The organism is Dactylosporangium sp. NPDC000244 (genome assembly GCF_040300725.1).
GTDB lineage: Bacteria > Actinomycetota > Actinomycetes > Mycobacteriales > Micromonosporaceae > Dactylosporangium.
The window spans coordinates 302,681-323,669 of sequence record NZ_JBEPEH010000007.1; the positions used below are offsets into that span (position 1 = coordinate 302,681).

The following is a 20,989-nucleotide window of genomic DNA, read 5'->3' on the forward strand; positions in this document are numbered from 1 at the left end:
GTCCGTTTAATCGAAACTTGCGAAGAAGGTTGGACTACAGCCGGATGATCACCGGTGACAAATGCGGACATCACAGCAGCTTCGCGTACGCCGGCTTGATGACGTCATTGATCAGCGCGAGGCGCTCATCGAACGGAATGAAGGCACTCTTCATCGCATTCACCGTGAACCATTGCAATTCCGACCAGCCGTAGCCGAACGCCTCCACCAGCAGCGCCATCTCGCGCGACATGCTGGTGCCGCTCATGAGCCGGTTGTCCGTGTTGACGGTAACGCGGAACCGCAGGTCGCGCAGCAGCCCGATCGGGTGCTCGCGGATCGAGGCGGCCGCGCCGGTCTGCACGTTGGACGAGGGGCACAGCTCGAGCGGGATGCGCTTGTCCCGCACGTACGCGGCCAGCCGCCCCAGCGTGGTGCTCTGGTCGTCGTCGTGTGCGATGTCGTCGACGATGCGCACGCCGTGCCCGAGCCGGTCCGCGCCGCACCACTGCAGCGCCTGCCAGATCGAGGGCAGGCCGAACGCCTCACCGGCGTGAATGGTGAAATGTGAGTTCTCGCGCTGGAGGTATTCAAAGGCGTCGAGGTGCCGGGTGGGCGGGAAGCCGGCCTCGGCGCCCGCGATGTCGAAGCCGACGACGCCGGCGTCACGGTACCGGATGGAGAGCTCCGCGATCTCCATCGAGCGCGCCGCGTGCCGCATCGCGGTGAGCAGGGTGCCGACCCGGATCGGGCGGCCCGCCTCGGCCGCCTCGGCCGAGCCGGTCCGGAACCCGTCCAGCACCGCCTCGACGACCTCGGGCAGGGTGAGCCCGGCCTCCAGGTGCTGCTCGGGGGCGAAGCGGACCTCGGCGTAGACCACCCCGTCGGCGGCCAGGTCCAGCGCGCACTCGCGGGCGACCCGGTGCAGCGCGTCCGCGGTCTGCATCACCGCGACGGTGTGGGCGAAGGTGGTGAGGTACCGCTCCAGCGAACCCGAGTCCGCGGCGGCGACGAACCACTCCCCCAGCCCGTCGGGGGTGGCGGCCGGCAGCTCGTGGCCGATCTCGGCCGCGAGGTCCAGGATCGTGGCGGGGCGCAGGCCCCCGTCGAGGTGGTCGTGGAGCAGGGCCTTGGGCGCGCGACGGATCTCGTCGATGGTTGGTACAGCCAGTGAAGCCATGCAACGACACTAGTAGGGTGCGACCCGCTCTCATCACACATCTGCGCTGTCCCGTGTGCCGTGCCCCGTTCTCCCCCGGCGACCGGGCGCTGCGATGCCCGCAGGGGCACTCCTTCGACGTCGCCCGGCAGGGGTACGTCGATCTGACCGCCGGCCGCCCCGCCCCCACCGGCGACACGGCCGAGATGGTCGCGGCCCGGGAGGCCCTGCTCGCCGCCGGCCACTTCGGCGCCCTGAGCGCGGCCGTGGCCGAGCTGGCCGGGCGCGAACGGCCGGGCCTGGTGGTGGAGGTCGGCGCCGGTACGGCCCATTACCTCGCCGCCGCGACCGCCGACGGGCGCGACGGGCTCGCGATCGACACCTCCAAGCCCGCCCTGCGCCGCGCCGCCCGGGCCGGCGAACGCATCGGGGCCGTCCGCGCCGACATCTGGCAGGGCCTGCCCGTCGCCGACCACGCCGCCGCGGTCATCCTCGACGTCTTCGCGCCCCGCTCCGGGGCCGAGTTCGCGCGCGTCCTGCACCCGGACGGCGCCCTGGTGGTGGCCACCCCGGCCGCCGCTCACCTGGCCGAGCTCGTCGACGCGCTCGGCCTGATCCGCGTCGACCCGGCCAAGGGCGAGCGCCTGCACCGCAGCCTCGACCCCTGGTTCGGCCGCAGCGAGGCCCGGCGGGTCCGGACCCCGCTCGCCCTCGGCCGCGCCGACGCCTTCGCCCTGGTCGGGATGGGTCCGAGCGCGTGGCACACCGACCCGGACAAGATCCGCGCGGCCCTGGAGGAGATGCCGGAGCCGATTTCCGCCACCCTCGACGTCGACCTCACCGTGTGGCGCCCACGCCCGCACCCGAAGGACTGAAGCTGGATCGCGGTGACCAGCGGCGGACCTGGCAGCGACGGCGCGCCAGCGCCGAGCGGTGTCTGGCGGGAGCGACGGTCCGCACCCCCGCGGACCCGAGTCATGGGCTGTTATGTACTGAGATCGACCTGTTCCCAGCTCGGCGCCGCCCCGTGATATGGCCCGGTGAAGACCACCGCCCACTCCAGCGCCCACCGCCGCTGCCCCGCCGCCCCCGCGTCGACCTGCCCGGGCAGGGGCAGGCGCCGCAGCGCGCACTCCCGCAGCGACCAGTCCAGGCAGTAATACAGGTCGAGCTGGCGGGCCGCGTCGGCGACCGGGCGCGGGGCGGCCAGCGTGCGCCGGCGCCAGGCCGCGAAGCTCTCCCCCTGGGCCAGGCCGGGCAGCCGCTCCATGAGCCCGTCGGCGGCGCCCCGCAGCGGGTCGAGGTCCATCGCGATGCCCAGCAGCCACGCCAGGGCGAAGATGGCCTCCACGTGCAGGGCGAACGCGCGCTCGTCGCCGTCGCCGTCGGCCACGAACCGCCACTCCGGCGGGGTGAGCCGGTCGATCAGCCGCGCCTCGGCCAGCCACTGCACGCCAAGCTCGGGCGGCATGCCCCAGGCCCGGGCGAGCACCACGTTCAGGCATGCGGCCCGGGCCTCGATCTCCGGCCCGGGGCGCAGCTCGATATGGTCCCCCGGCTCCCAGACCAGCGGGAAGTCGGGCGGGGGAAGGGGGAGCCGCAGGCGGTGCAGCTCCTCGAGGCTCGCCTCCCGCACCCGCTGCGGATCCGGCGCCGTCGTGGTCACCCGCGCACAATAACCGTCCGCATAACCGTCCGTTCGGCCAGACTTCGCATCAGGAGATCCGGTCGAGAATGAGGGGCCGCTTGGCCGGGGGCGCATCCGCGAGGGTGATCGCCCCGCGGGCCAGCTCCAGCGCCGCCGGCAGCTTCGCGGCGTCCTCGGCCCGCAGCTCCATGAGCACGTCGCCGGCGTGCACCGGCTCGCCCGGCTTGCGGTGCAGGATGATGCCGGCCGACTTGCTGACCGGGTCCTCCTTGCGGGCACGGCCGGCCCCGAGGCGCCACGCGGCCACGCCGACCGCGTACGCGTCCAGCCCCGACACGAACCCGTCCGCCGCCGCGGTGATCGTCTCCACCTCGTTCGCCACCGGCAGCGGGGCGTCCGGGTCGCCGCCCTGCGCGCGCACCAGGGCCCGCCACGAGTCCATCGCGCGGCCGTCGGCGATCGCGTCCTGCGGGTCGGCGTCGCCGAGCCCGACCGCGTCGAGCATCTCCCGGGCCAGGGCCAGGGTGAGCGCGACGACGTCCTGCGGCCCGCCGCCGGCCAGCACCTCCAGCGACTCCTCGACCTCGACGGAGTGCCCGACGGCCCGGCCGAGCGGCACCTCCATGTCGGTCAGCAGCGCCACGGTGGTCACGCCGTGCGCCTTGCCCAGCTCCACCATGGTGCGGGCCAGCTCGCGGGCGTCGGCGACCTCGCGCATGAACGCGCCGGAGCCGAACTTCACGTCGAGGATGAGCGCCGACGTGCCCTCGGCGATCTTCTTGCTCATGATCGAGCTCGCGATGAGCGGGATGGCCTCGACCGTGCCGGTGACGTCCCGCAGCGCGTAGAGCTTGCGGTCGGCCGGGGCCAGACCCTCGCCCGCGGCGCAGATCGCGGCGCCGACCGTGCGCAGCTGCTCGGTGAACTCCTCGTTGGAGAGCCTGGTGCCGAAGCCGCGGATCGCCTCCAGCTTGTCCAGCGTCCCGCCGGTGTGGCCGAGGCCGCGGCCGGACAGCTGCGGCACCGCCGCCCCGCACGCGGCCACGAGCGGCGTCAGCGGCAGCGTGATCTTGTCGCCGACCCCGCCGGTGGAGTGCTTGTCGACGGTCGGCCGGCCGACCTTGGACAGGTCCAGCCGCTCCCCGGAGGCGATCATCGCCGCGGTCCAGCGGGCGATCTCCCCCGGCGTCATGCCGTTGAGCAGGATCGCCATCGCCAGCGCCGACATCTGCTCGTCGGCGACCTCGCCGCGGGTGTAGGCCGCGACGACCCAGTCGATCTGCTCGTCGCTCAGCACGCCCTTGTCGCGCTTGGCGCGGATGACGTCCACGGCCGCGAAGCTCATCGCGTGCTCCAGTCCTGTTCGATGCCGGCCGGGCGGGGGGTGTCCCCGGCCCAGCTCGCGGTGCCCTGCGCGTCGACGACGACCACGCGCGGGGTGCGGATGCGGCCCCAGTCGACCGCCTCGGCGGCCGTGGCGAAGATCGGGCCCTCTTCCAGGATGCCCGTCGGCTCGTCATCACCGGTGCCGGATGAACGTTCCCAGTACGACGTCCAGACCTGCCGGCCCTCGGCGACGTCCGGGTGCACGAAGACGGTCCCGCTGCCGACCTTCAGCGCGAGCGCGGCGGGGACCGTCGGGCCCAGATCCACCTCGCGCTCGTTGACGCGGGCGAGGTCGGTGTCGTCGAAGGCGTACGGCAGCAGCGCCGACATCGGCAGCGGCCCGCCCACGTGATCGATCAGCAGCGTGGCCCCGCCGTGCTCCCAGAGCAGCTGGCGGCACCGCCCGCACGGCATGAGCGGCCGGCCCTCGGCGTCCACGCAGGCCAGCGCGAGCAGCCGGCCGCCGCCGGTGGCCTGCAGGCTCGAGACCAGGCCGCACTCGGCGCACAGGCCGAGGCCGTAGGAGGCGTTCTCGACGTTGCACCCGACCACGACCCGGCCGTCGTCGACCAGCGCGGCGGCGCCGACCGGGAACTTGGAGTACGGCGCGTACGCCCGTTCCATGGCCGAAACCGCCGCGCCCCGAAGCGCGTCCCAATCAATCACGAGAGAGTTCACGGCTCAATAGTGCCTGGGCAAGGTCCTCCAAGGTCATCCGCCGCGGCGATAGGTCTTGCCGTCGGCCGCGGGCATCCGTAGTCGCTGCGCGGCCAGCGCCAGCACCACCAGCACCGTGATGTAGGGCGTGGCCTGCACGAGCGCCGTGGGGATCTTGTCGACGGTGAAGTAGATGACGTACGACAGGATGCCCAGCACGCCCGCGGCCACCCCGACCACGGTGTTGCGCCGCACGAACTCCCACACGGCCAGGGCCAGCAGCAGCGCCCCGACGAGGATCAGCAGCGCGTGCACCGACTCCGAGCCGCGGCGCAGCTGCAGCGCGTCGGTGTAGCCGAACAGCGAGGCGCCCAGCGCCAGTCCGCCCGGCCGCCAGTTGCCGAAGATCATCGCGGCGAGACCGATGTAGCCGCGGCCGCCCGTCTGCCCCTCGCGGAAGATCACCGAGCTGACGGTCGACAGGTACACGCCGCCGAGGCCGGCCATCGCGCCGGAGATGACGACGCCGTAGTACTTGTACTTGTAGACGTTGATGCCGAGGCTCTCGGCCGCCCGCGGGTCCTCGCCGACCGAGCGCACGCGCAGGCCGAACGGGCTGCGCCACAGCACCAGCCCGGTCCCGACGATCAGCAGCACCGCGAGCACCGTCACCAGCGACACGTCCACGAGCAGGCCGCGCAGCACGCCCGCCAGGTCGCTGACCAGGAACCAGTGGTGCTTCTCGAGCCCGGCGAGCTTGTCGACGAACGGCACCGAGACCCGCGGCACGGTCTGGTCGGGCTTGAGCGCGGGCGACTGGGTCGCGCCGCCGCTGCCCCACACGATGAAGGAGAGGTACCGCGTGATGCCCGGCGCCAGCAGCGTGATCGCCACGCCGGAGATGATGTGGTCGACCCCGAACGTCACCGTGGCCAGCGCGTGCAGCAGGCCGCCGATCGCGCCGCCGGCGATGCCGATCAGCAGGCCGACCCAGGGCCCGTAGTTGAGGCTGCCCCAGGCGCCGAACCAGGTGCCGAGGATCATCTGGCCCTCGAGGCCGATGTTGACCACGCCGGCCCGCTCCGACCAGAGACCGCCGAGGCCGGCCAGCCCGATCGGCACCGCGGCCTGCAGCGCGGCCTGGATGGCGCCCTGCGAGGTGACGTCGTCGGCCCCGGTGAGCAGGTGCACCAGCGACAGGCCGATCAGGGTCCCGGCGATGATGAGCAGGATCCGGGAGGTACTCATGCGGCGCCGCTTGGGCGCGGCCGGTCCCGCCGCGACGGCGGAGAGCATCGCGTCGGTGCTCACTTGGACTCCTCCGATGCCGTGGCCAGCGGGGCCGAGCCGACCGGGGCCGCGGTGGCGGCGCCGACCCGCTTCTGCTGGGCGCGGCGGCCGATGCGGTTGGCCAGCTCATAGGCGACGACCACGGACAGGACGGCGACGCCCTGCATGATCACCACGATCTCTTTCGGGATGCCGTCGAGGTCGAGGATGAGCTGGGAGCGGGCCAGGAAGCCCCACAGGATCGCGCCCAGGGCCATGCCGACCGGGTGGTTGCGGCCCAGCAGCGCGACCGCGATGCCGGTGAAGCCGATGCCGCCGAAGCCCTCGGTGTAGGTGTGCGTCTCGCCGAGCATCCGCGGCAGGTTGACCAGGCCGCCGATGGCGCCCGAGATCACCATCGCGGTGATGACCATCTTCTTGGCGCTCACGCCGCTGGCCGTGGCCGCGAACGGGTTGTAGCCGGTGGCCCGCAGGTCGAAGCCGAAGCGGGTGCGGTTGATGGTGAACCAGTAGACGACGCCGAGCACCGCGGCGATGGCCAGGAAGCCCAGCACCTTCTGGTCGGTGCCGGAGACGATCGGCAGGCCGGGCATCCAGGAGCTCTCGGGCAGCACGCCCGTGGTCTTGATCTGCGCGCCGGGCTGCTGCACGCCCCAGTGGTCGTTGAGCAGCCAGGTCACCACCTGGCCGGCGATCGCGTTGAGCATCAGCGTGGAGATGACCTCGCTGACCCCGCGCTGGGTCTTGAGCAGCGCGGCGATCGAGGCCCAGATCGCGCCGACGATGGCCGCGACCACGATGATCAGCACGATCCGCAGCGAGCCGGGCATCCAGCTCATGAAGGAGGCGCTGGCCAGGGCCCCGGCCATGAACGCGCCGATCTTCGACTGGCCCTCGACGCCGATGTTGAACAGGCCCATCTTGAAGCCGATGGCCACGGCGACGGCGGCGATGTAGTACTCGCTGGCCTTGTTCAGGATCTCGACGATCGAGTCCGGCTGCGTGCCGAAGTCCAGCATGTCGCTGAAGGCCTGGGCCGCGTCCTTGCCGGTGAGCGAGAGCGCGATCCAGGAGATCACGGCGGCCAGCAGCAGCGCCGCGACCGGCGCGATGAGCTGGGGCAGGAGCTTGGCCGGGTCGATACGCCGCCAGAACGGCGGCGGGGAGGCGGTGGTGGTTCCCGCGCTCACTGGGAGGCCTCCTCGATCGTGGCGCCCGTCATCGCGACGCCCAGCTGTTCGGGGGTGACGGTGGCCGGGTCGGCGTCGGCCACCAGCCGCCCACCGTAGATGACCTTCAGGGAGTCGGACAGGCCGATGAGCTCGTCCAGGTCGGCCGAGATCAGCAGCACGCCCATGCCGGCGATGCGGGCGTTGCGGATGTGGTCCCAGATCGCGGCCTGCGCGCCGACGTCGACCCCGCGGGTCGGGTGGGCGGCGATGAGGACCTTCGGCTCGTGGCTCATCTCGCGGCCGACGATGAGCTTCTGCTGGTTGCCGCCGGAGAGGGCCACGGCGGCCACGTCGATGCTGGGGGTGCGCACGTCGTACTGCTCCACGATGCGCTGGGTGTCGCGCCGGGCGCCGCCGACGTCGATGAGCACGCCGCGGGCGTTGGGCCGCTCGGTCTGGTGGCCGAGGATCCGGTTCTCCCACAGCGGCGCGTCCAGCAGCAGGCCCTGGCGGTGCCGGTCCTCCGGCACGTAGCCGATGCCGGCCTCGCGGCGGCGCCGGGTGCTCCAGCCGGAGACGTCGTCGGCACCGAGGCGAATGGTGCCGGTCGACTCGCGCATGCCGAGGATGGCCTCGGCCAGCTCGGCCTGGCCGTTGCCCTCGACGCCGGCGATGCCGACGACCTCGCCACGGTGGATGGTGAAGGTCGCGTCGCTCACGACCGGGCGGCCGCCCGCGCCGAGGACCGTGAGCCCCTCGACGACCAGGGCCGGCTCGTCGGTGACGGTCGACTCGCGCGCCTCCGGGCTGGGCAGCTCGCTGCCGACCATGAGGGTGGCCAGCTGGCGGGCGCTCACGTCGGCCGGCTTGACCGAGGCGACGGTGGTGCCGCGGCGGATGACGGTGATGTCGTCGGCGACCGCGCGCACCTCGTCGAGCTTGTGCGAGATGAACAGGACGGTCAGGCCCTCGCGGATGAGCTCGCGCAGGTTGCCGAAGAGCTCGTCGACCTCCTGCGGGACGAGCACCGCGGTCGGCTCGTCCAGGATGAGGATCCGGGCGCCGCGGTAGAGCACCTTGAGGATCTCGACGCGCTGGCGGTCGCCGACCCCGAGGTTCTCGACCAGCTCGTCCGGGCGCACGCCCAGGCCGTACCGCTGGGAGATCTCGGTGATCTTGGCCTTGGCCCGCGACCCGATGCCGTAGAGCTTCTCCGCCCCGAGCACCACGTTCTCGGTCACGGTGAAGTTGTCGGCGAGCATGAAGTGCTGGTGCACCATGCCGATGCCGGCCGCGATCGCGCCCTGCGGCGAGGAGAACCTGACCGCGCCCCCGTCGACGATGATCTCGCCCTCGTCGGGGGGCTGCATGCCGTAGAGGATCTTCATCAGGGTCGACTTGCCGGCACCGTTCTCACCGACGATCGCGTGGATCGTGCCCTTGCGCACGGTGAGGTTGACGTCGGAGTTGGCCACAACGCCGGGGAACCGCTTGGTGATCCCCTTCAGTTCGACGGCGGGTGGTTCCGCGGTCATCCAGGCTCCTAACAGATGAGGCGGGGGACCGGATCACAGTCCCCCGCCGAACACCCGATGTCTACTACCGGGACGTACTACTTGTTACTTGGACGGCACCGTGATCTTGCCAGAGGCGATGTCGGCCTTGGCCGCGTCCAGCTTGTCCTTGATGTCGTCGACCTGACCACCGGAGGTGGCGTAGCCCACGCCGTCGACCTTGAGGTCGAAGACGGTCGCGCCGGCCGTGAACTTGCCGTCGGCGTAGTCCTTGACGAAGTTGAACACCGCGTTGTCGACCCGCTTGAGCATCGAGGTCATGATGACCGGCTTGAGCGAGGCGTCGGAGACGGTGTTGTACTGGTCCGAGTCGACGCCGATGGCCAGGGCCTTCTTGTCCTTGGCGGCCTCGAAGACGCCGGTGCCGGAGCCACCGGCGGCCGCGTAGACGATGTCCGCACCCTGGTCGAACATGCCGCTGGCGGCCGTCTTGCCACCGGCCGGGTCGTTGAAGCCCTTGCAGGCGTCGGCCGGGGTCGACAGGTAGTTCGTCAGCACCTTGATGTCGGCCTTGGTGGCCTTGGCGCCGGCGGTGAAGCCCGCCTCGAACTTCTTGATCAGGTCGACCTGGCAGCCGCCGATGAAGCCGACGGTGCCCTTCTTGGTCTTCAGGGCGGCGGCGACGCCGACCAGGTAGGAGCCCTGCTCCTCAGCGAAGGTCAGGTCCGCCACGTTGGCGGCCTGGGTCCCGCCGTCCACGATCGCGAACTTCGTGTTCGGGCAGTCCTTGGCGGCGCGGGCGAGCGGCCCGTTCGCGGCGTCGGCGCCGTCGTAGACGAAGCCCACGGCGATGACCGGGTTGAAGCCGCTGGTGCAGAGCAGCTTCAGGCGCGAGTACTTGTCGTTCTCGCTCTCCCCGGCGACCGCGGCCAGGTCCTTGACCTCGAGGTTGAGGTCGCTCTTGACCCGGTCGAGACCGGCGGCGGCGGAGTCGTTGAACGACTTGTCGCCACGGCCGCCGATGTCGAACGCGAGGCCGACCTTGACGCTCTTCTTCGCGGGCGGCGCGCTGCCGCTGTCTCCAGTGCCACTGTCCTTGCTGTCACCGCAAGCGGCAGTGCTGCCCAACGCGACAAACGCCACCGCGGCGGCCGCGAGAACCTTCATCCCACGCACTCGGCGCAAGACGGTCTCCCTTCCCAATGCACCGCCCGAACGCGGTGAACCCAACGGCGGGAGCGTACGCCCTCGACGGTCCTGAACCACCGTTTGCTGCCGGGTTGGGAGGAGTGCGTTATAGGGCCGTGACGTGCCGGGCGCGCTCCCGCCCCGTGGGATCGATCTTGTAACACCCCCGTTACCGCCAAAACACGGCAACCGCGGCGTTAACGATCGTTAACCCGCCCAATGCGAGAAAATGACCCCGGTTGACCTCGTCCCGCTTGCGGGAGAAGAAGGCCATCACGAAGATCATCAGTCCGATCACCAGCTTGACGGCGAGCTTGGCGCTCGGCGGCTCGTGATCCCCGCCGCCGCGCAGCGGAGCCGCGAGCCCGAGACCGGTCACCACCTGGATGGTCGCGCCCCAGAGCATGGCCGGGTTGATCCGGAGCTTCCCGGTGAGGTACTGCGCGATCGAGCCGCCCAGCAGCATCGCGAAGCCGATCAGGTGCAGGAACAGGAGGATGAGCCGCAAAGGTTCCACCCGCGCAACCTAGCGACCCCTTGACTCTCCCGCAGCTGGAGGGTCGAGGATCCGCACTATGAACATCGGCGAGCTGTCGCGCCTCACGGGCCTGCCGGTCAAGACGATTCGGTACTACTCCGACGTCGGCCTGGTCCCCGAGTCCGAACGGTCCAACGCCGGGTACCGTCGCTACGACCACGGCTCGATCATGCGCCTGGAGTTCGTGCGCACGCTGCGCGAGCTGGGCCTGGACCTGGCCACCATCCGCCGGGTGCTCGACCGGGGGGCGGACCTGGGCGAGGTGGCCGCGGCCCACGCGGCGGCCCTGGGCACCCAGATCCGGGTCCTGCGCCTGCGCCGGGCGGCCCTGCGCGCGGTGGCCGACCGCGACGCGACCCCGGCCGACCTGGAGCGCCTGGCCAGGATCGCCCAGGCGAGCGCGGACGAACGACAGCGCATCATCGACGAGTTCTTCGACAGCATCTTCTCCGGCATCGCGGACTCGTCGGAGTCCCGCGAGTTCACCGCCGGCCTGCGCAGCGTGTCCGCGGACCTGCCGGACGAGCCGACGGACGAGCAGGTGGACGCGTGGATCGAGCTGGCCGAGATGCTGCGGGCGCCGGACTTCCGCGAGCGCCTGCGGGAGATGGGCCGGCGCAGCTTCGCCCCGGACGCGCGCCGCGTCGTGCCGACGGACCCGGCCGGCCTGGAGTGGTTCATCGGCCTGGTGACGGACGCCCAGGAGCGCGGCACCCCGTCCCCGGGCGCGACGGTGGACCAGGTGATGGCGCGCTGGGCCGCCGCCTCGGGCCGGACCGACGGCGAGGAGCTGCGCCGCGAGGTGGCGGACGCGATCGAACTGTCGGTCGAGCCCCGGGCGGAGCGGTACTGGCAGCTGATGGCGGTGATCAACGGCTGGCCCCCGATCCCCGCGACGATGCACCGCTGGGCGTGGTTCCTGGCCGCACTGCGAGCGACGCTCCCGGCCTGAGCACCGGTCCGGTTTCGCCCTCCCCCGCCCCGGAGCGTCGGTAGCGTTGATCACGTGGAGTGGTGGCGTACCGCGGTCATCTATCAGATCTACCCCCGCAGCTTCGCCGACTCCGACGGCGACGGCGTCGGCGATCTGCCGGGGATCACGTCACGCCTGCCGCACCTGGCCGATCTGGGGGTGGACGCCCTGTGGCTGTCCCCCTTCTACCGCTCCCCCATGATCGACGGCGGTTACGACGTGTCGGACTACCGGGACGTCGACCCGGCCTTCGGCACCCTGGCGGACTTCGACGCCCTGCTGGCCGAGGCGCACCGCCTCAACCTCCGGGTGATCGTCGACATCGTGCCGAACCACACGTCCTCGGCCCACCCCTGGTTCGCCGAGGGCCTGCGGGACCGGTACATGTTCGCCCAGGGCCGGGGCGCCGGCCCGCCGAACGACTGGCAGTCCCTCTTCGGCGGCCCGGCCTGGAGCCAGTTGCCGGACGGCTCCTGGTACCTGCACTTCTTCGACCCGTCGCAGCCCGACCTGAACTGGGAAAATCCGGAGGTGCGGGCGGAGTTCGAGGACATCCTGCACTTCTGGCTGGCTCGCGGCGTGGACGGCTTCCGGATAGACGTCGCCCACGGCCTCATAAAGCCCGACATTTCCGACATTTCGCCTATTTCGGTATTTGACCAGGATCGCGTCCACGAGATCTACCGCGGCTGGCGCAAGATCCTCGACGAGTACCCGGGCGAGCGCATGGCCGTGGCCGAGGTCTTCGACACCGAGCCGGCGCGGGTCGCGCGGTACGTGGCCGCGGACGAGCTGCACCAGGCCTTCAACTTCGACTTCCTCGAGGCCCCCTGGGACCCCGGCGAGCTGCGGCGGATCATCGACGCCTCGCTCGCCGCGGCCGCCGGCGTCGGGGCGCCGCCGACCTGGGTGATCTCCAACCACGACCGGCGCCGGCCCGTCACCCGCTTCGGCGACGGCGTCGCCGGCCTGCGCCGGGCTCGCGCCGCCGCGCTGCTCATGCTCGCGCTGCCCGGCTCCGCGTACCTCTACCAGGGCGAGGAGCTCGGCCTGCCCGAGGTGCTCGACCTGCCCGACGAGGTCCGCACCGACCCGCAGTGGGTCCGGTCCGGCGGCGCCGAGCCGGGCCGCGAGGGCTGCCGGGTGCCGCTGCCGTGGGAGGGCGACGAGCCGCCGTTCGGGTTCGGACCGGGCGAGCGCGCCTGGCTGCCGATGCCGCCGGACTGGGCCGGGCGCACGGTCGCCGCCCAGCGCGCCGATCCCGACTCGATCCTCAACCTCTACCGCGACGCGATCCGCCTCCGCCGGCCCGCCACCTCGCTGACCTGGCGGCCGGCCCCGGAGGACGTGCTGTGCTTCGAGACCGAGGGCTTCCTGGTCGCGGCCAACCTCGGCGGGTCGGCGTTCACGCTGCCGCGGGAGCCGGTGCTGGCCAGCTCGCCGGTCGGCGGCACGCTGCCGCCCGACACGACGGTCTGGATGGAACCGGGCTGACGAGCCCCGCCGCCACCGCCGCGAAGGGAACCTGGCGGCGAGGGCGACGGGGGAATTACAGGACGCGCGAGGAAGAGCTGAGAACAGAGGGCGACCGGGTGTGTGTGCCCGTTCCGCTTATTGGCACCATACACAACCCGAAAAAGTTGGATCTTGCGATCTCACCCAGGGCGAATCAGATACTGCGAAGCGTAGTCAGCTGTTCAGCTTGGCGGCGATCCTGGCGAAGCCCGCCCGGATCTCGTCGACCGACGGCGGCTCGTGCGTGTGGTCTTCGTCGCCGTGCTCGTGGTCGTGGAACGACTCCTCGTAGCCGGCCAGCTCGGCGTCCAGGGCCGCCGTCTCCACGTCCTCGTTCTCCGCCGCCAGCCGGGACGCCGCGATGTCGCCCTGGATCTGGGCCACCGTCACGTGCGGCTGGAGCGGCTCGACGACCGCCATCAGGTCCTCGTCGGCCACCACGGCCTCGGCGAGCGCGAGCGCGTGCGCGCGCTCGTAGGGGCCGCACACGACCGGCTCCCACTCCTCCTCGTCGTTCATCGGGCCGAAGGTGATGATCCACGGCAGGGTCAGCGCCGGCGCGTCGGCCGGCAGGTCCAAAGTCACGAGTGCACCCACGGCGCCCATCATGACGGTTCCGAGCGCTCCGCACCCGCCGAACCGCCGGACGGCACGACCGGGGGTGCCACCGGTGGCGCAACGTGAGCGGCCACCTCCGCCGCGTGCTCGGTCGCCACCGCCGCCTTCTCCACCAGCTCCGCCGCCCGCCGGGCCGCCTGCACATCGGCCCGGGGCGCCCCGCCGGCCAGGTCGCGCATCCGCCCGTGCGGGCTGGTCGCCGAGAGCGCCGCCGCGAAGAGCAGGAGCTGGTGCAGCAGGTACATGTACAGCAGCAACCCGATCGTGCCCGCCACGAGCTGGTAGGCGGGATTGTGTTCGGTGCGGGTGATGTACCACTTCCCGACCGTCTTGAGCAGGCCCAGCCCGATCGCGAAGAGCAGCGCCGAGGGCCACAGCCGCCGCAGCGACATGCGCAGCCGGGGCACGCCGACGAGCAGGGCCGCGCCCAGGAACACGTCCACGACCCCGGAGAGCAGGGTCGAGAAGCCGCGCAGCGCGACGCGCACCGGGTCCTGGTCCACGTCCCCGGCGAGCCAGTAGATCAGCTCCTGCATCCCGGCGAAGATGCCGATCGAGACGAGCAGCAGCAGGCCGAGCCCGACCAGCACCGCGAGGTCGAGCAGCCAGCGGACCACCGCGTTGCCGGGGTGCTCCTGCAGCTGCCACAGCGCCCGCTGCGACGAGCGCAGGTTCTCCACCCAGCCGACCCCGGCGATGACCAGGCCGACCAGGGCGATGATGCCGATCTGCTGGCTGCCCGCGAAGATCTGGTCGCTCTGCAGCTGCGGCAGGTTGGCCTGCAGGTAGATCTGCACGCGCTCGACGACGAGCTTGTTGCCGCCCAGCACCCGGCCGAGGATGAAGAACAGCACGACGACCATCGCGAACACCGCGAAGAAGCCGTAGTACGCGGTCGCGGCGGCCAGGCGGACGGCGTCGACGTCGAAGTACCGCTCCTGGGCCCGCCACACGTGGTCGAACACCCGCGAGCGACTCCGGGCCGCCGCGATCATGCGGTCAAAACCGGCCTCAAGCCGATCGAGAGCGCTCACGCCGTCACCTCCGCAAGCTCCGCTCCGGACCGCTCACGTCAATCGTCCGCTGTCAGGCGGTACTCCGCATGGGGACGCCACCGGCCGCCGTCCTCGTGTTCGAACAGCGTGAATCCGCCGACCGTGAACGAGGCCTCGTAGCCGGCCAGGTCCGCGAACGCCGCGTCGAGCTGCTCCGGCGGCACGTCGTGCGCGATGGTCACGTGCGGGTGGTAGGGATAGCGCGTCGGCGGAAAGAAGCCGTCCAGCACCGCAGCGTGCAGGGACTCGCACGAAGCTATCCCGGCCGCGACCGCGACGAACACGACCTGGGTGACGGGCCGGAACGTGCCGGTGCCGCGCAGCCGCACGGCGAAGGGCCGGTGCGCCCGGGCGACCTCGCCCAGGTGCCGGTCGATCGCCGGCAGCCGGGCGGCGTCGATCTCGGTCGGGCCGAGCAGGGTGACGTGGGCCGGCACGTGCTCCGCGACCAGGTCCCCGGCGGCCAGGCGGGCGGCGGTGAGCTCGCCGCCCCAGGGCTGCGGGATGTCGATCGCGACGCCGATGGTGGTCTTGGGCACCTCAGTGCGAGGCCGCGCCGGCAGCGAGGAAGCCGATGCGGTCGTACACCGTCTTCAGTGTCGGCACCGCGACCGCCCGCGCCTTCTCGGCCCCGATCGCGAGCAGCTTGTCGAGCTGGCCCGGGTCGTCGAGGTAGGCGTTCGTGCGCTGCTGGATCGGCTTGATGAACTCGGCCACGACCTCGGCGAGGTCCTTCTTGAGGTCGCCGTAGCCCTTGCCGTCGTAGGCCGCGACGAGCTCCGGCACCGTCCGGCCGCTCAGCGCCGAGTAGATGGTGAGCAGGTTGGACACGCCCGGCTTGTTCTCCTGGTCGAAGATGATCTCGCGGCCGGTGTCGGTGACCGCCGAGCGGATCTTCTTGGCCGCGCGGGCCGGGTCCTCCAGCAGCTCGATGAGGCCGTTGGGGGTGGAGGCCGACTTGGACATCTTCGCCGTCGGCTCCTGAAGATCCGTGATCTTGGCGGTGTCCTTGATGATGAACGGCGACGGGAGCGTGAACGTCTGGCCGAACGTGGTGTTGAACCGCTGGGCCAGGTCGCGGGTCAGCTCCAGGTGCTGACGCTGGTCCTCGCCGACCGGGACGGCGTCGGCCTGGTAGAGCAGGATGTCGGCCGCCTGCAGGATCGGGTAGGTGAAGAGCCCGACGCTGGTGCGGTCCGCCCCCTGCTTGGCCGACTTGTCCTTGTACTGGGTCATCCGGGCGGCCTCGCCCATGCCGGTCAGGCAGTTCATCACCCAGGCGAGCTGCGCGTGCTCGGGCACGTGGCTCTGCACGAACAGGGTGCAGCGCTCCGGGTCGAGCCCGATGGCCAGCAGCTGGGCGACGCCGACCCGGGTGCGCTTGCGCAGCAGCGCCGGGTCGTGGCCCATCGTGATCGCGTGCAGATCGACCACGCAGTAGAAGGTGTCGTGCGTCTCCTGCATCGGCACCCAGTTACGCAGGGCACCGAGGTAGTTGCCCAGGTGGTACGAGTCGGCGGTGGGCTGAATCCCGGAGAGGACCCGGGGCCGGGCGGGAGACGACATGACGCCATTCTGTCAGGCGCAACCGGATGCTTCACACAGGCGTCTGTCTGGATAGCGTGCTAGTCCGCGCCGGTCGGAGAGGGAGGTGTACGAGTGGGCGACGAGCTTGAGGCCCGTGAGGCCGTGCGCGATGCGTACCAGGCGCACTACCGCCGCCTCGTGGCCGCCCTCTACGCGCTGACGGGCGACCACGCCGAGGCACAGGACCTCGTGCAGGAGGCCTACGCCCGGGCGCTGGCCCGGCCCCGGCAGTTCCTCGACGTCGCCGACCCCGAGGCCTGGCTGCGCACCGTCGCCATGAACCTTGCACGCACGCGCTGGCGGCGGCGGCGTCTGTTCGACACACTGGTGCGCAGCGGCCGGGTCGCCCGCCCGGTGGAGAGCGTGCCGGGCATCGACCCCAACCGGGTCGCCCTGGTCGCCGCCCTGCAACAGCTGTCGCAGGCCACGCGGGAGACGATCGTGCTGCACCACCTGGCCGACATGTCGGTCCACGAGGTCGCCGACGCCCTGGGCGTGCCGGTGGGCACGGTCAAGGCGCGGCTGTCGCGCGGCCGCGCCATGCTCGCGCAGCTCTTAAGCGACGTCGAGTCCGACCAGAGCGCCCCGCGCCGCCGCCCGGCCCCGTCTCCCGCCCCGAGCCCGATCCAGCCCCAGGAGGTGCGAGATGCGCCCTGAGCTGGACTTCCGCACCCTGCGGCAGCAGATCGAGTCGGCCACCTGGGTGCCGGACTTCGTGACCTTGTACCGCCGCGCCGGCCGCGTGCGCCTGCGGGACCGGCTGACCGTGCTGGGCGCGCTGCTGGGCACGCTCGGGGTGCTCGCCCCGGTCGCGCTGGCCGGGGTATACGGCCGCCCCGGCCCGATGGTGCTCGGCCCCAACCCGGACCTGGGCGAGGCCTGGAGCCCGTCGGTCTCGGACACGCCGACGGCCCCGGGCAAGTATCCGTCCACGACCACCGTGCTGGCCGCCGCCGGGGACCTGACCAACCTCGTGGCCGCCGTCGACGTCTGCGTGGAGATCCCCCAGGCCCGCCGCTGCAGCCTGCAGGTGACCGGGCTCGGCGGCGCCACCCAGCGGCCGAGCCCCTACGTCGTGGACGCGCTGCGCACCAGCCCGCTGGAGCGGGTCACCAACGTCCAGCTGCTGCGGATCGCCGCGTCCACGTTCATCCTCAGCGGCGAGGTCGGCGCCGGGTCGCGGGCCAGCGTGCGCTTCGCGCTCACGCCCGACACCCAGACCCAGCTCAACCCGCAGGACACCCCGCCGGTGATGGGGCCCGGCGACCGGCTCGTGCTCGGGCCGGGCGACCGCAGCGTGCAGCTGGTGCAGTACGGCGACCTGTTCGGCGTTCGCGAGAGCGACGGCACGCTGAGCATCGTCGGCCAGCCGCCCATGGCCCGGCGCACGATCGCCCAGGGGCTGCCCGCCAAGGCCGGCTGGTGGGTCACCGGCGCCGACCTGCACTCCGGGGCGCCGGCCGTGAGCGTCAGCGCCGACCAGGGCGGGAGCTGGCTCGCGCGGACCCTCGACGCCCCGGCCGGCAGCGACGTGCCGGCGGTGGCCTCGGCGGACGGGCACAGCGCGTGGGCCTTCGTGCCGTACAGCCACGCGATCAGGGTGTTCCGCACGACCGACGGCGGGTTCAACTGGCGCGAGGTGCGCGGCGCGGTCGAGCTGCCGGCGCAGCTCAAGACGCTGGACAACCGCTCGCTCGGGGCGCTGGTGCGCGCGGACCGCTCGGTGCTCATGTGGGTGCACTCGGACACCGAGACGTTCTTCTTCGGCAGCAACGACGGCGAGCATTTCGCGGTCGTACCGGGGCCGGGCGGGGTGATCGCCACGGTCGACAACGGCTACGCGGCGCTCGGCGACCCGCCCAAGGTGTCACAGGACGCGAAGGCCTGGCAGGACGCCGTGCTGTCCGGCACCGTCCAGCCCAACTGAAGTCCGGGAAAGTTCTGGGAACCCGCGGGGTTCGCAGGGGATCGTTGTCAGCGTGGGGGACATCGGCGAGGTGTACCACGCCTGTTACGGCAGGCTCGTGGTGCAGCTCTACGCGTTCACCACGGACCTGCAGGAGGCGCACGACGCGGTGCAGGAGGCGTTCGCGCGGGCCGTCGCCCGCCCGCGCGGCTTCACCGGCATCGACAACCCCGAGGCCTGGCTGCGCACGGTGGCGATCAACGTCGTCCGCCGCCGCTGGCGCCGCCGTGGCGTCCTCGACCGGGTCCTGCTGCGGGAACGGCCGCTGCAGCAGCACGCGGACCAGCCCGACGCCACCCGCACCGACCTGACCGACGCCCTCGACGCCATCCCCCGCAGCTACCGGGAGGTCATCGTGCTGCACTACTACGCCGACCTCAGCGTGGAGGAGATCGCCGCCGCGCTGGACGTGCCCACCGGCACCGTCAAGTCGCGCCTCTCGCGCGGCCGCGCCGCCCTGGCCGCGCGGCTGCCCGGATACGAGGTGGCGCGTGCCTGAGCAACCCGTGCGCGACGAGCTGGCGTCGCGGCTGCGGGCCGAGCGCGACCGGCTCGATATCGAACAACCGCCGATGGAGGTCATCGCGGCCCGGGCCGCCGCCCTGCGCCGGCGCCGGCTCGCCGCCCGGACCGGGGCCGCCGCGATCGCCGCGCTGGTCGCGGCCGGGGTCGGCGCCGTCGCGCTCGATCGCCGGGACCACCCGGCCCCGACGGCGGCCGCGTCCGACCCGGCGGCGGTGTGGAGCGCGGACGGCATCACGATCACCGGGCTGCCGCACCTGCCGGCCGACCTGCCGGGCACCGTGCGCGACGCCGAGTTCCTCGACGCCGACCACGGCTTCCTGCTCACCGCGGACGGGTCCGGCACGTGGATCAGCCGCACCGCGGACGGGGGCCGGTCCTGGAGCACCGTCCGCTCGCCGATCGCCGGGCGCCCGGAGCTGATCACGATCCCCGGCGGGGCCGTGCTCGTCGGCCCCGGCCCGGCGCACCCGCGCGCGGCCACCTCGGACGGGGTGCAGTGGAACACCGACAACGCGCCGGTGGGACCGGCCGCGCCGCTGACCGGCAACTCCCGGCTGATCGCCCTGGCCGGCGACGCGTGCGGCGCACCGACGGGCTCGATCACCAAGACCGACCTGGCCCCGGTACCGCAGCAGCCGCCCCTGGCCGTGTGCTGGCGCTCCCGCGTCCAGGCCGGCGACGGCTCGTGGTGGGTCGGCGGGCGCGCCGCCGACGGGTCGCCGGCCGTGGCGGTCTCCCGCGACGGCGGCGTGAGCTGGGAACCGCACGTGTTCCCGGGCTTCCCGGCGAACGCGTCGGCCCGCGCGGCGATGCTCGGGCGCACGGTGTTCGCCGCGATCGTCGCCCCCCAGGAGGCGGCCGCGACCCCGGAGCGCCTGCTCGCCGTGGCGACCTCGACGGACGGCGGGGCGTCGTTCGAGGCGCCCCACCCGACCGCGGGCCAGGCCACCATCGGCGGCGACCTGGTCCCGTTGTCCGACGGCCGCCTGCTCATCGTCGACGGCTACGGCCACTGGCTGGTCTCGGAGGACGGGGGTGCGTCCTGGGTACGGCTGGAGGGGCTGCACCAGACGATGCGGCTGGCGCGCACCGAGGCCGGCTACGTCGCCTACCAGATGACGACCATCTACACCGCGTTCTCCGTCGACGGCGTCACCTGGCAGAAGCTCGACGCGCAGTGACCCCGCGGGCCTGATCCTCAGCGGTTCATGAACGCCCAGGCGTCGGCGACCATCGTGGCGAGGTCGGCGTACTGCGGCGTCCAGGCGAGCTCGCGCTTGGCCTTGTCCGAGGACGCGACGAGCTGGGCCGGGTCGCCGGGGCGCCGCGGCGCCATCTCGACCGGGATCGGGTGCCCGGTGACCTGGCGCACGACGTCGACGACCTGCCGGTTGGAGAAGCCGGTGCCGTTGCCCAGGTTGAAGACGCGGTGACCGGGCCCGTCCATCGTGCCGAGCGCGAGCAGGTGGGCCGCGCCGAGGTCGGCCACGTGGATGTAGTCGCGGATGTTGGTGCCGTCGGGGGTGTCGTAGTCGTCGCCGAAGATCTGCAGCTTCTCCCGCCTGCCCGCGGCGACCTGCAGCGCGATCGGGATCAGGTGCGTCTCCGGGTCGTGGCGCTCGCCGATCATGCCGCCGTCGGGCCGGCGCAGGGCTCCGGCGACGTTGAAGTACCGCAGGCTGACCGCGGAGAGCCCGTGCGCGACGGCGAATCCGGTCAGCGCGTGGTCGGCGGCGAGCTTGGAGGTCGCGTACGGGTTCGGCGGGCGCACCGCCGCCGTCTCCGGGATCGGCACGGTGTCGGGGTCGCCGTAGACGTTCGCGGTGGACGAGAACACCAGCCGCCGGACGCCGGCCGACCGCATCGCGTCGAGCAGCCGCAGCGTGCCGACCGCGTTGTTCTCCCAGTACTTCTCCGGCTTCTGCACGCTCTCCCCCGCGGCGATGAAGGCCGCGAAGTGCAGCACCCCGTCGAACTCGGGCGTCAGCAGGTCGCCGATCGCGTCGTGGACCCGCCCGCGCACGAAGGCCGCGCCCGCGGGCACCGCGTCCTCGTGGCCGGTGGAGAGATCGTCGAGCACCACCACCTCGTGCCCGGCGTCGAGCAGCAGCGCGGTCACGATGCTGCCGATGTACCCGGCACCACCGGTGACGAGTAGCTTCACTACAACCTCCCAAAAGTCGACGCGTTCCAACAAATTTACACGTCGAAAGTGGTAT

At 72.1% G+C, this 20,989-nt stretch carries 21 protein-coding genes; 7 read left to right on the top strand and 14 right to left on the bottom strand.

Annotated elements, in window-relative coordinates; genetic code table 11:
- Positions 1 to 70 precede the first annotated feature (70 nt).
- On the bottom strand, positions 71 to 1,159 hold the full coding sequence (locus tag ABT369_RS12470) for an adenosine deaminase (protein WP_350611833.1): 1,089 nt from the start codon (positions 1,157 to 1,159) through the stop codon (positions 71 to 73).
- Between the two features lie 17 nt (positions 1,160 to 1,176).
- Here ABT369_RS12470 and ABT369_RS12475 point away from each other — a divergent pair, with 17 nt between their 5' ends.
- Positions 1,177 to 2,013, top strand: a complete 837-nt coding sequence (locus ABT369_RS12475; RefSeq protein ID WP_350611834.1) for a putative RNA methyltransferase — start codon at positions 1,177 to 1,179, stop codon at positions 2,011 to 2,013.
- A 110-nt stretch (positions 2,014 to 2,123) separates the two neighbouring features.
- Here the strand turns inward: ABT369_RS12475 and ABT369_RS12480 are convergent, their stop codons facing one another.
- The 8 genes from ABT369_RS12480 to ABT369_RS12515 form a co-directional block, all read right to left on the bottom strand.
- Complete coding sequence (locus tag ABT369_RS12480) at positions 2,124 to 2,804, bottom strand: DUF4272 domain-containing protein (RefSeq protein WP_350611835.1); 681 nt, start codon at positions 2,802 to 2,804, stop codon at positions 2,124 to 2,126.
- Between the two features lie 49 nt (positions 2,805 to 2,853).
- On the bottom strand, positions 2,854 to 4,131 hold the full coding sequence (locus ABT369_RS12485; RefSeq protein WP_350611836.1) for a thymidine phosphorylase: 1,278 nt from the start codon (positions 4,129 to 4,131) through the stop codon (positions 2,854 to 2,856).
- Positions 4,128 to 4,838, bottom strand: a complete 711-nt coding sequence (locus ABT369_RS12490) for a cytidine deaminase (RefSeq protein WP_497986627.1) — start codon at positions 4,836 to 4,838, stop codon at positions 4,128 to 4,130. The genes ABT369_RS12485 and ABT369_RS12490 overlap by 4 nt, the downstream gene beginning before the upstream one ends.
- A gap of 45 nt (positions 4,839 to 4,883) precedes the next feature.
- Entirely contained in the window at positions 4,884 to 6,140 is a 1,257-nt protein-coding gene (locus ABT369_RS12495) for an ABC transporter permease (protein ID WP_350611838.1), read from the bottom strand.
- Positions 6,137 to 7,309, bottom strand: a complete 1,173-nt coding sequence (locus ABT369_RS12500; RefSeq protein ID WP_350611839.1) for an ABC transporter permease — start codon at positions 7,307 to 7,309, stop codon at positions 6,137 to 6,139. Before ABT369_RS12500 ends, ABT369_RS12495 begins: the two co-directional genes overlap by 4 nt.
- A complete protein-coding gene (locus ABT369_RS12505) occupies positions 7,306 to 8,826 on the bottom strand; it encodes an ABC transporter ATP-binding protein (protein WP_350611840.1) in 1,521 nt (506 codons plus the stop codon). The genes ABT369_RS12500 and ABT369_RS12505 overlap by 4 nt, the downstream gene beginning before the upstream one ends.
- A gap of 84 nt (positions 8,827 to 8,910) precedes the next feature.
- Positions 8,911 to 9,972, bottom strand: coding sequence for a BMP family lipoprotein (locus tag ABT369_RS12510; RefSeq protein ID WP_350611841.1), 1,062 nt, complete (start codon positions 9,970 to 9,972; stop codon positions 8,911 to 8,913).
- 190 nt (positions 9,973 to 10,162) lie between these two features.
- Positions 10,163 to 10,510, bottom strand: coding sequence for a hypothetical protein (locus ABT369_RS12515; RefSeq protein ID WP_350611842.1), 348 nt, complete (start codon positions 10,508 to 10,510; stop codon positions 10,163 to 10,165).
- Between the two features lie 58 nt (positions 10,511 to 10,568).
- On the opposite strand from ABT369_RS12515, the gene ABT369_RS12520 reads away from it, so the two are divergent.
- Both ABT369_RS12520 and ABT369_RS12525 read left to right on the top strand, forming a co-directional pair.
- Positions 10,569 to 11,483 carry a MerR family transcriptional regulator gene (locus ABT369_RS12520; protein ID WP_350611843.1) on the top strand — a complete coding sequence of 305 codons (915 nt, stop codon included), beginning with the start codon at positions 10,569 to 10,571 and terminating at the stop codon, positions 11,481 to 11,483.
- Positions 11,484 to 11,537: 54 nt separating this feature from the next.
- A complete protein-coding gene (locus tag ABT369_RS12525; RefSeq protein WP_350611844.1) occupies positions 11,538 to 12,998 on the top strand; it encodes a glycoside hydrolase family 13 protein in 1,461 nt (486 codons plus the stop codon).
- Positions 12,999 to 13,193: 195 nt separating this feature from the next.
- Here ABT369_RS12525 and ABT369_RS12530 read toward each other — a convergent pair whose 3' ends face one another.
- From ABT369_RS12530 to trpS, 4 genes are read right to left on the bottom strand one after another with little or no spacing between them, the layout of a single operon-like run.
- Positions 13,194 to 13,616: a hypothetical protein gene (locus ABT369_RS12530; RefSeq protein WP_350611845.1), complete on the bottom strand. Its 423-nt coding sequence runs from the start codon at positions 13,614 to 13,616 to the stop codon at positions 13,194 to 13,196.
- An 8-nt stretch (positions 13,617 to 13,624) separates the two neighbouring features.
- Positions 13,625 to 14,671, bottom strand: coding sequence for a YihY/virulence factor BrkB family protein (locus tag ABT369_RS12535; protein WP_350611846.1), 1,047 nt, complete (start codon positions 14,669 to 14,671; stop codon positions 13,625 to 13,627).
- Positions 14,672 to 14,709: 38 nt separating this feature from the next.
- On the bottom strand, positions 14,710 to 15,255 hold the full coding sequence (locus ABT369_RS12540) for a 2'-5' RNA ligase family protein (RefSeq protein WP_502891737.1): 546 nt from the start codon (positions 15,253 to 15,255) through the stop codon (positions 14,710 to 14,712).
- A complete protein-coding gene (gene trpS, locus ABT369_RS12545; RefSeq protein WP_350611848.1) occupies positions 15,233 to 16,258 on the bottom strand; it encodes a tryptophan--tRNA ligase in 1,026 nt (341 codons plus the stop codon). The genes ABT369_RS12540 and trpS overlap by 23 nt, the downstream gene beginning before the upstream one ends.
- A 93-nt stretch (positions 16,259 to 16,351) precedes the next feature.
- Here trpS and ABT369_RS12550 point away from each other — a divergent pair, with 93 nt between their 5' ends.
- From ABT369_RS12550 to ABT369_RS12565, 4 genes are read left to right on the top strand one after another with little or no spacing between them, the layout of a single operon-like run.
- Positions 16,352 to 16,936 carry an RNA polymerase sigma factor gene (locus tag ABT369_RS12550; RefSeq protein WP_350611849.1) on the top strand — a complete coding sequence of 195 codons (585 nt, stop codon included), beginning with the start codon at positions 16,352 to 16,354 and terminating at the stop codon, positions 16,934 to 16,936.
- The gene (locus tag ABT369_RS12555) at positions 16,926 to 18,206 is read left to right on the top strand and encodes a beta propeller repeat protein (protein ID WP_350611850.1); all 1,281 of its coding nucleotides are present in this window, start codon (positions 16,926 to 16,928) and stop codon (positions 18,204 to 18,206) included. Before ABT369_RS12550 ends, ABT369_RS12555 begins: the two co-directional genes overlap by 11 nt.
- Positions 18,207 to 18,258: 52 nt before the next feature.
- On the top strand, positions 18,259 to 18,744 hold the full coding sequence (locus tag ABT369_RS12560) for an RNA polymerase sigma factor (RefSeq protein ID WP_350611851.1): 486 nt from the start codon (positions 18,259 to 18,261) through the stop codon (positions 18,742 to 18,744).
- A complete protein-coding gene (locus tag ABT369_RS12565; RefSeq protein WP_350611852.1) occupies positions 18,737 to 19,951 on the top strand; it encodes a sialidase family protein in 1,215 nt (404 codons plus the stop codon). The genes ABT369_RS12560 and ABT369_RS12565 overlap by 8 nt, the downstream gene beginning before the upstream one ends.
- Before the next feature lie 17 nt (positions 19,952 to 19,968).
- On the opposite strand, the gene galE is transcribed toward ABT369_RS12565, so the two are convergent.
- Positions 19,969 to 20,934, bottom strand: coding sequence for a UDP-glucose 4-epimerase GalE (gene galE / locus ABT369_RS12570; RefSeq protein ID WP_502891735.1), 966 nt, complete (start codon positions 20,932 to 20,934; stop codon positions 19,969 to 19,971).
- Positions 20,935 to 20,989: the final 55 nt, after the last annotated feature.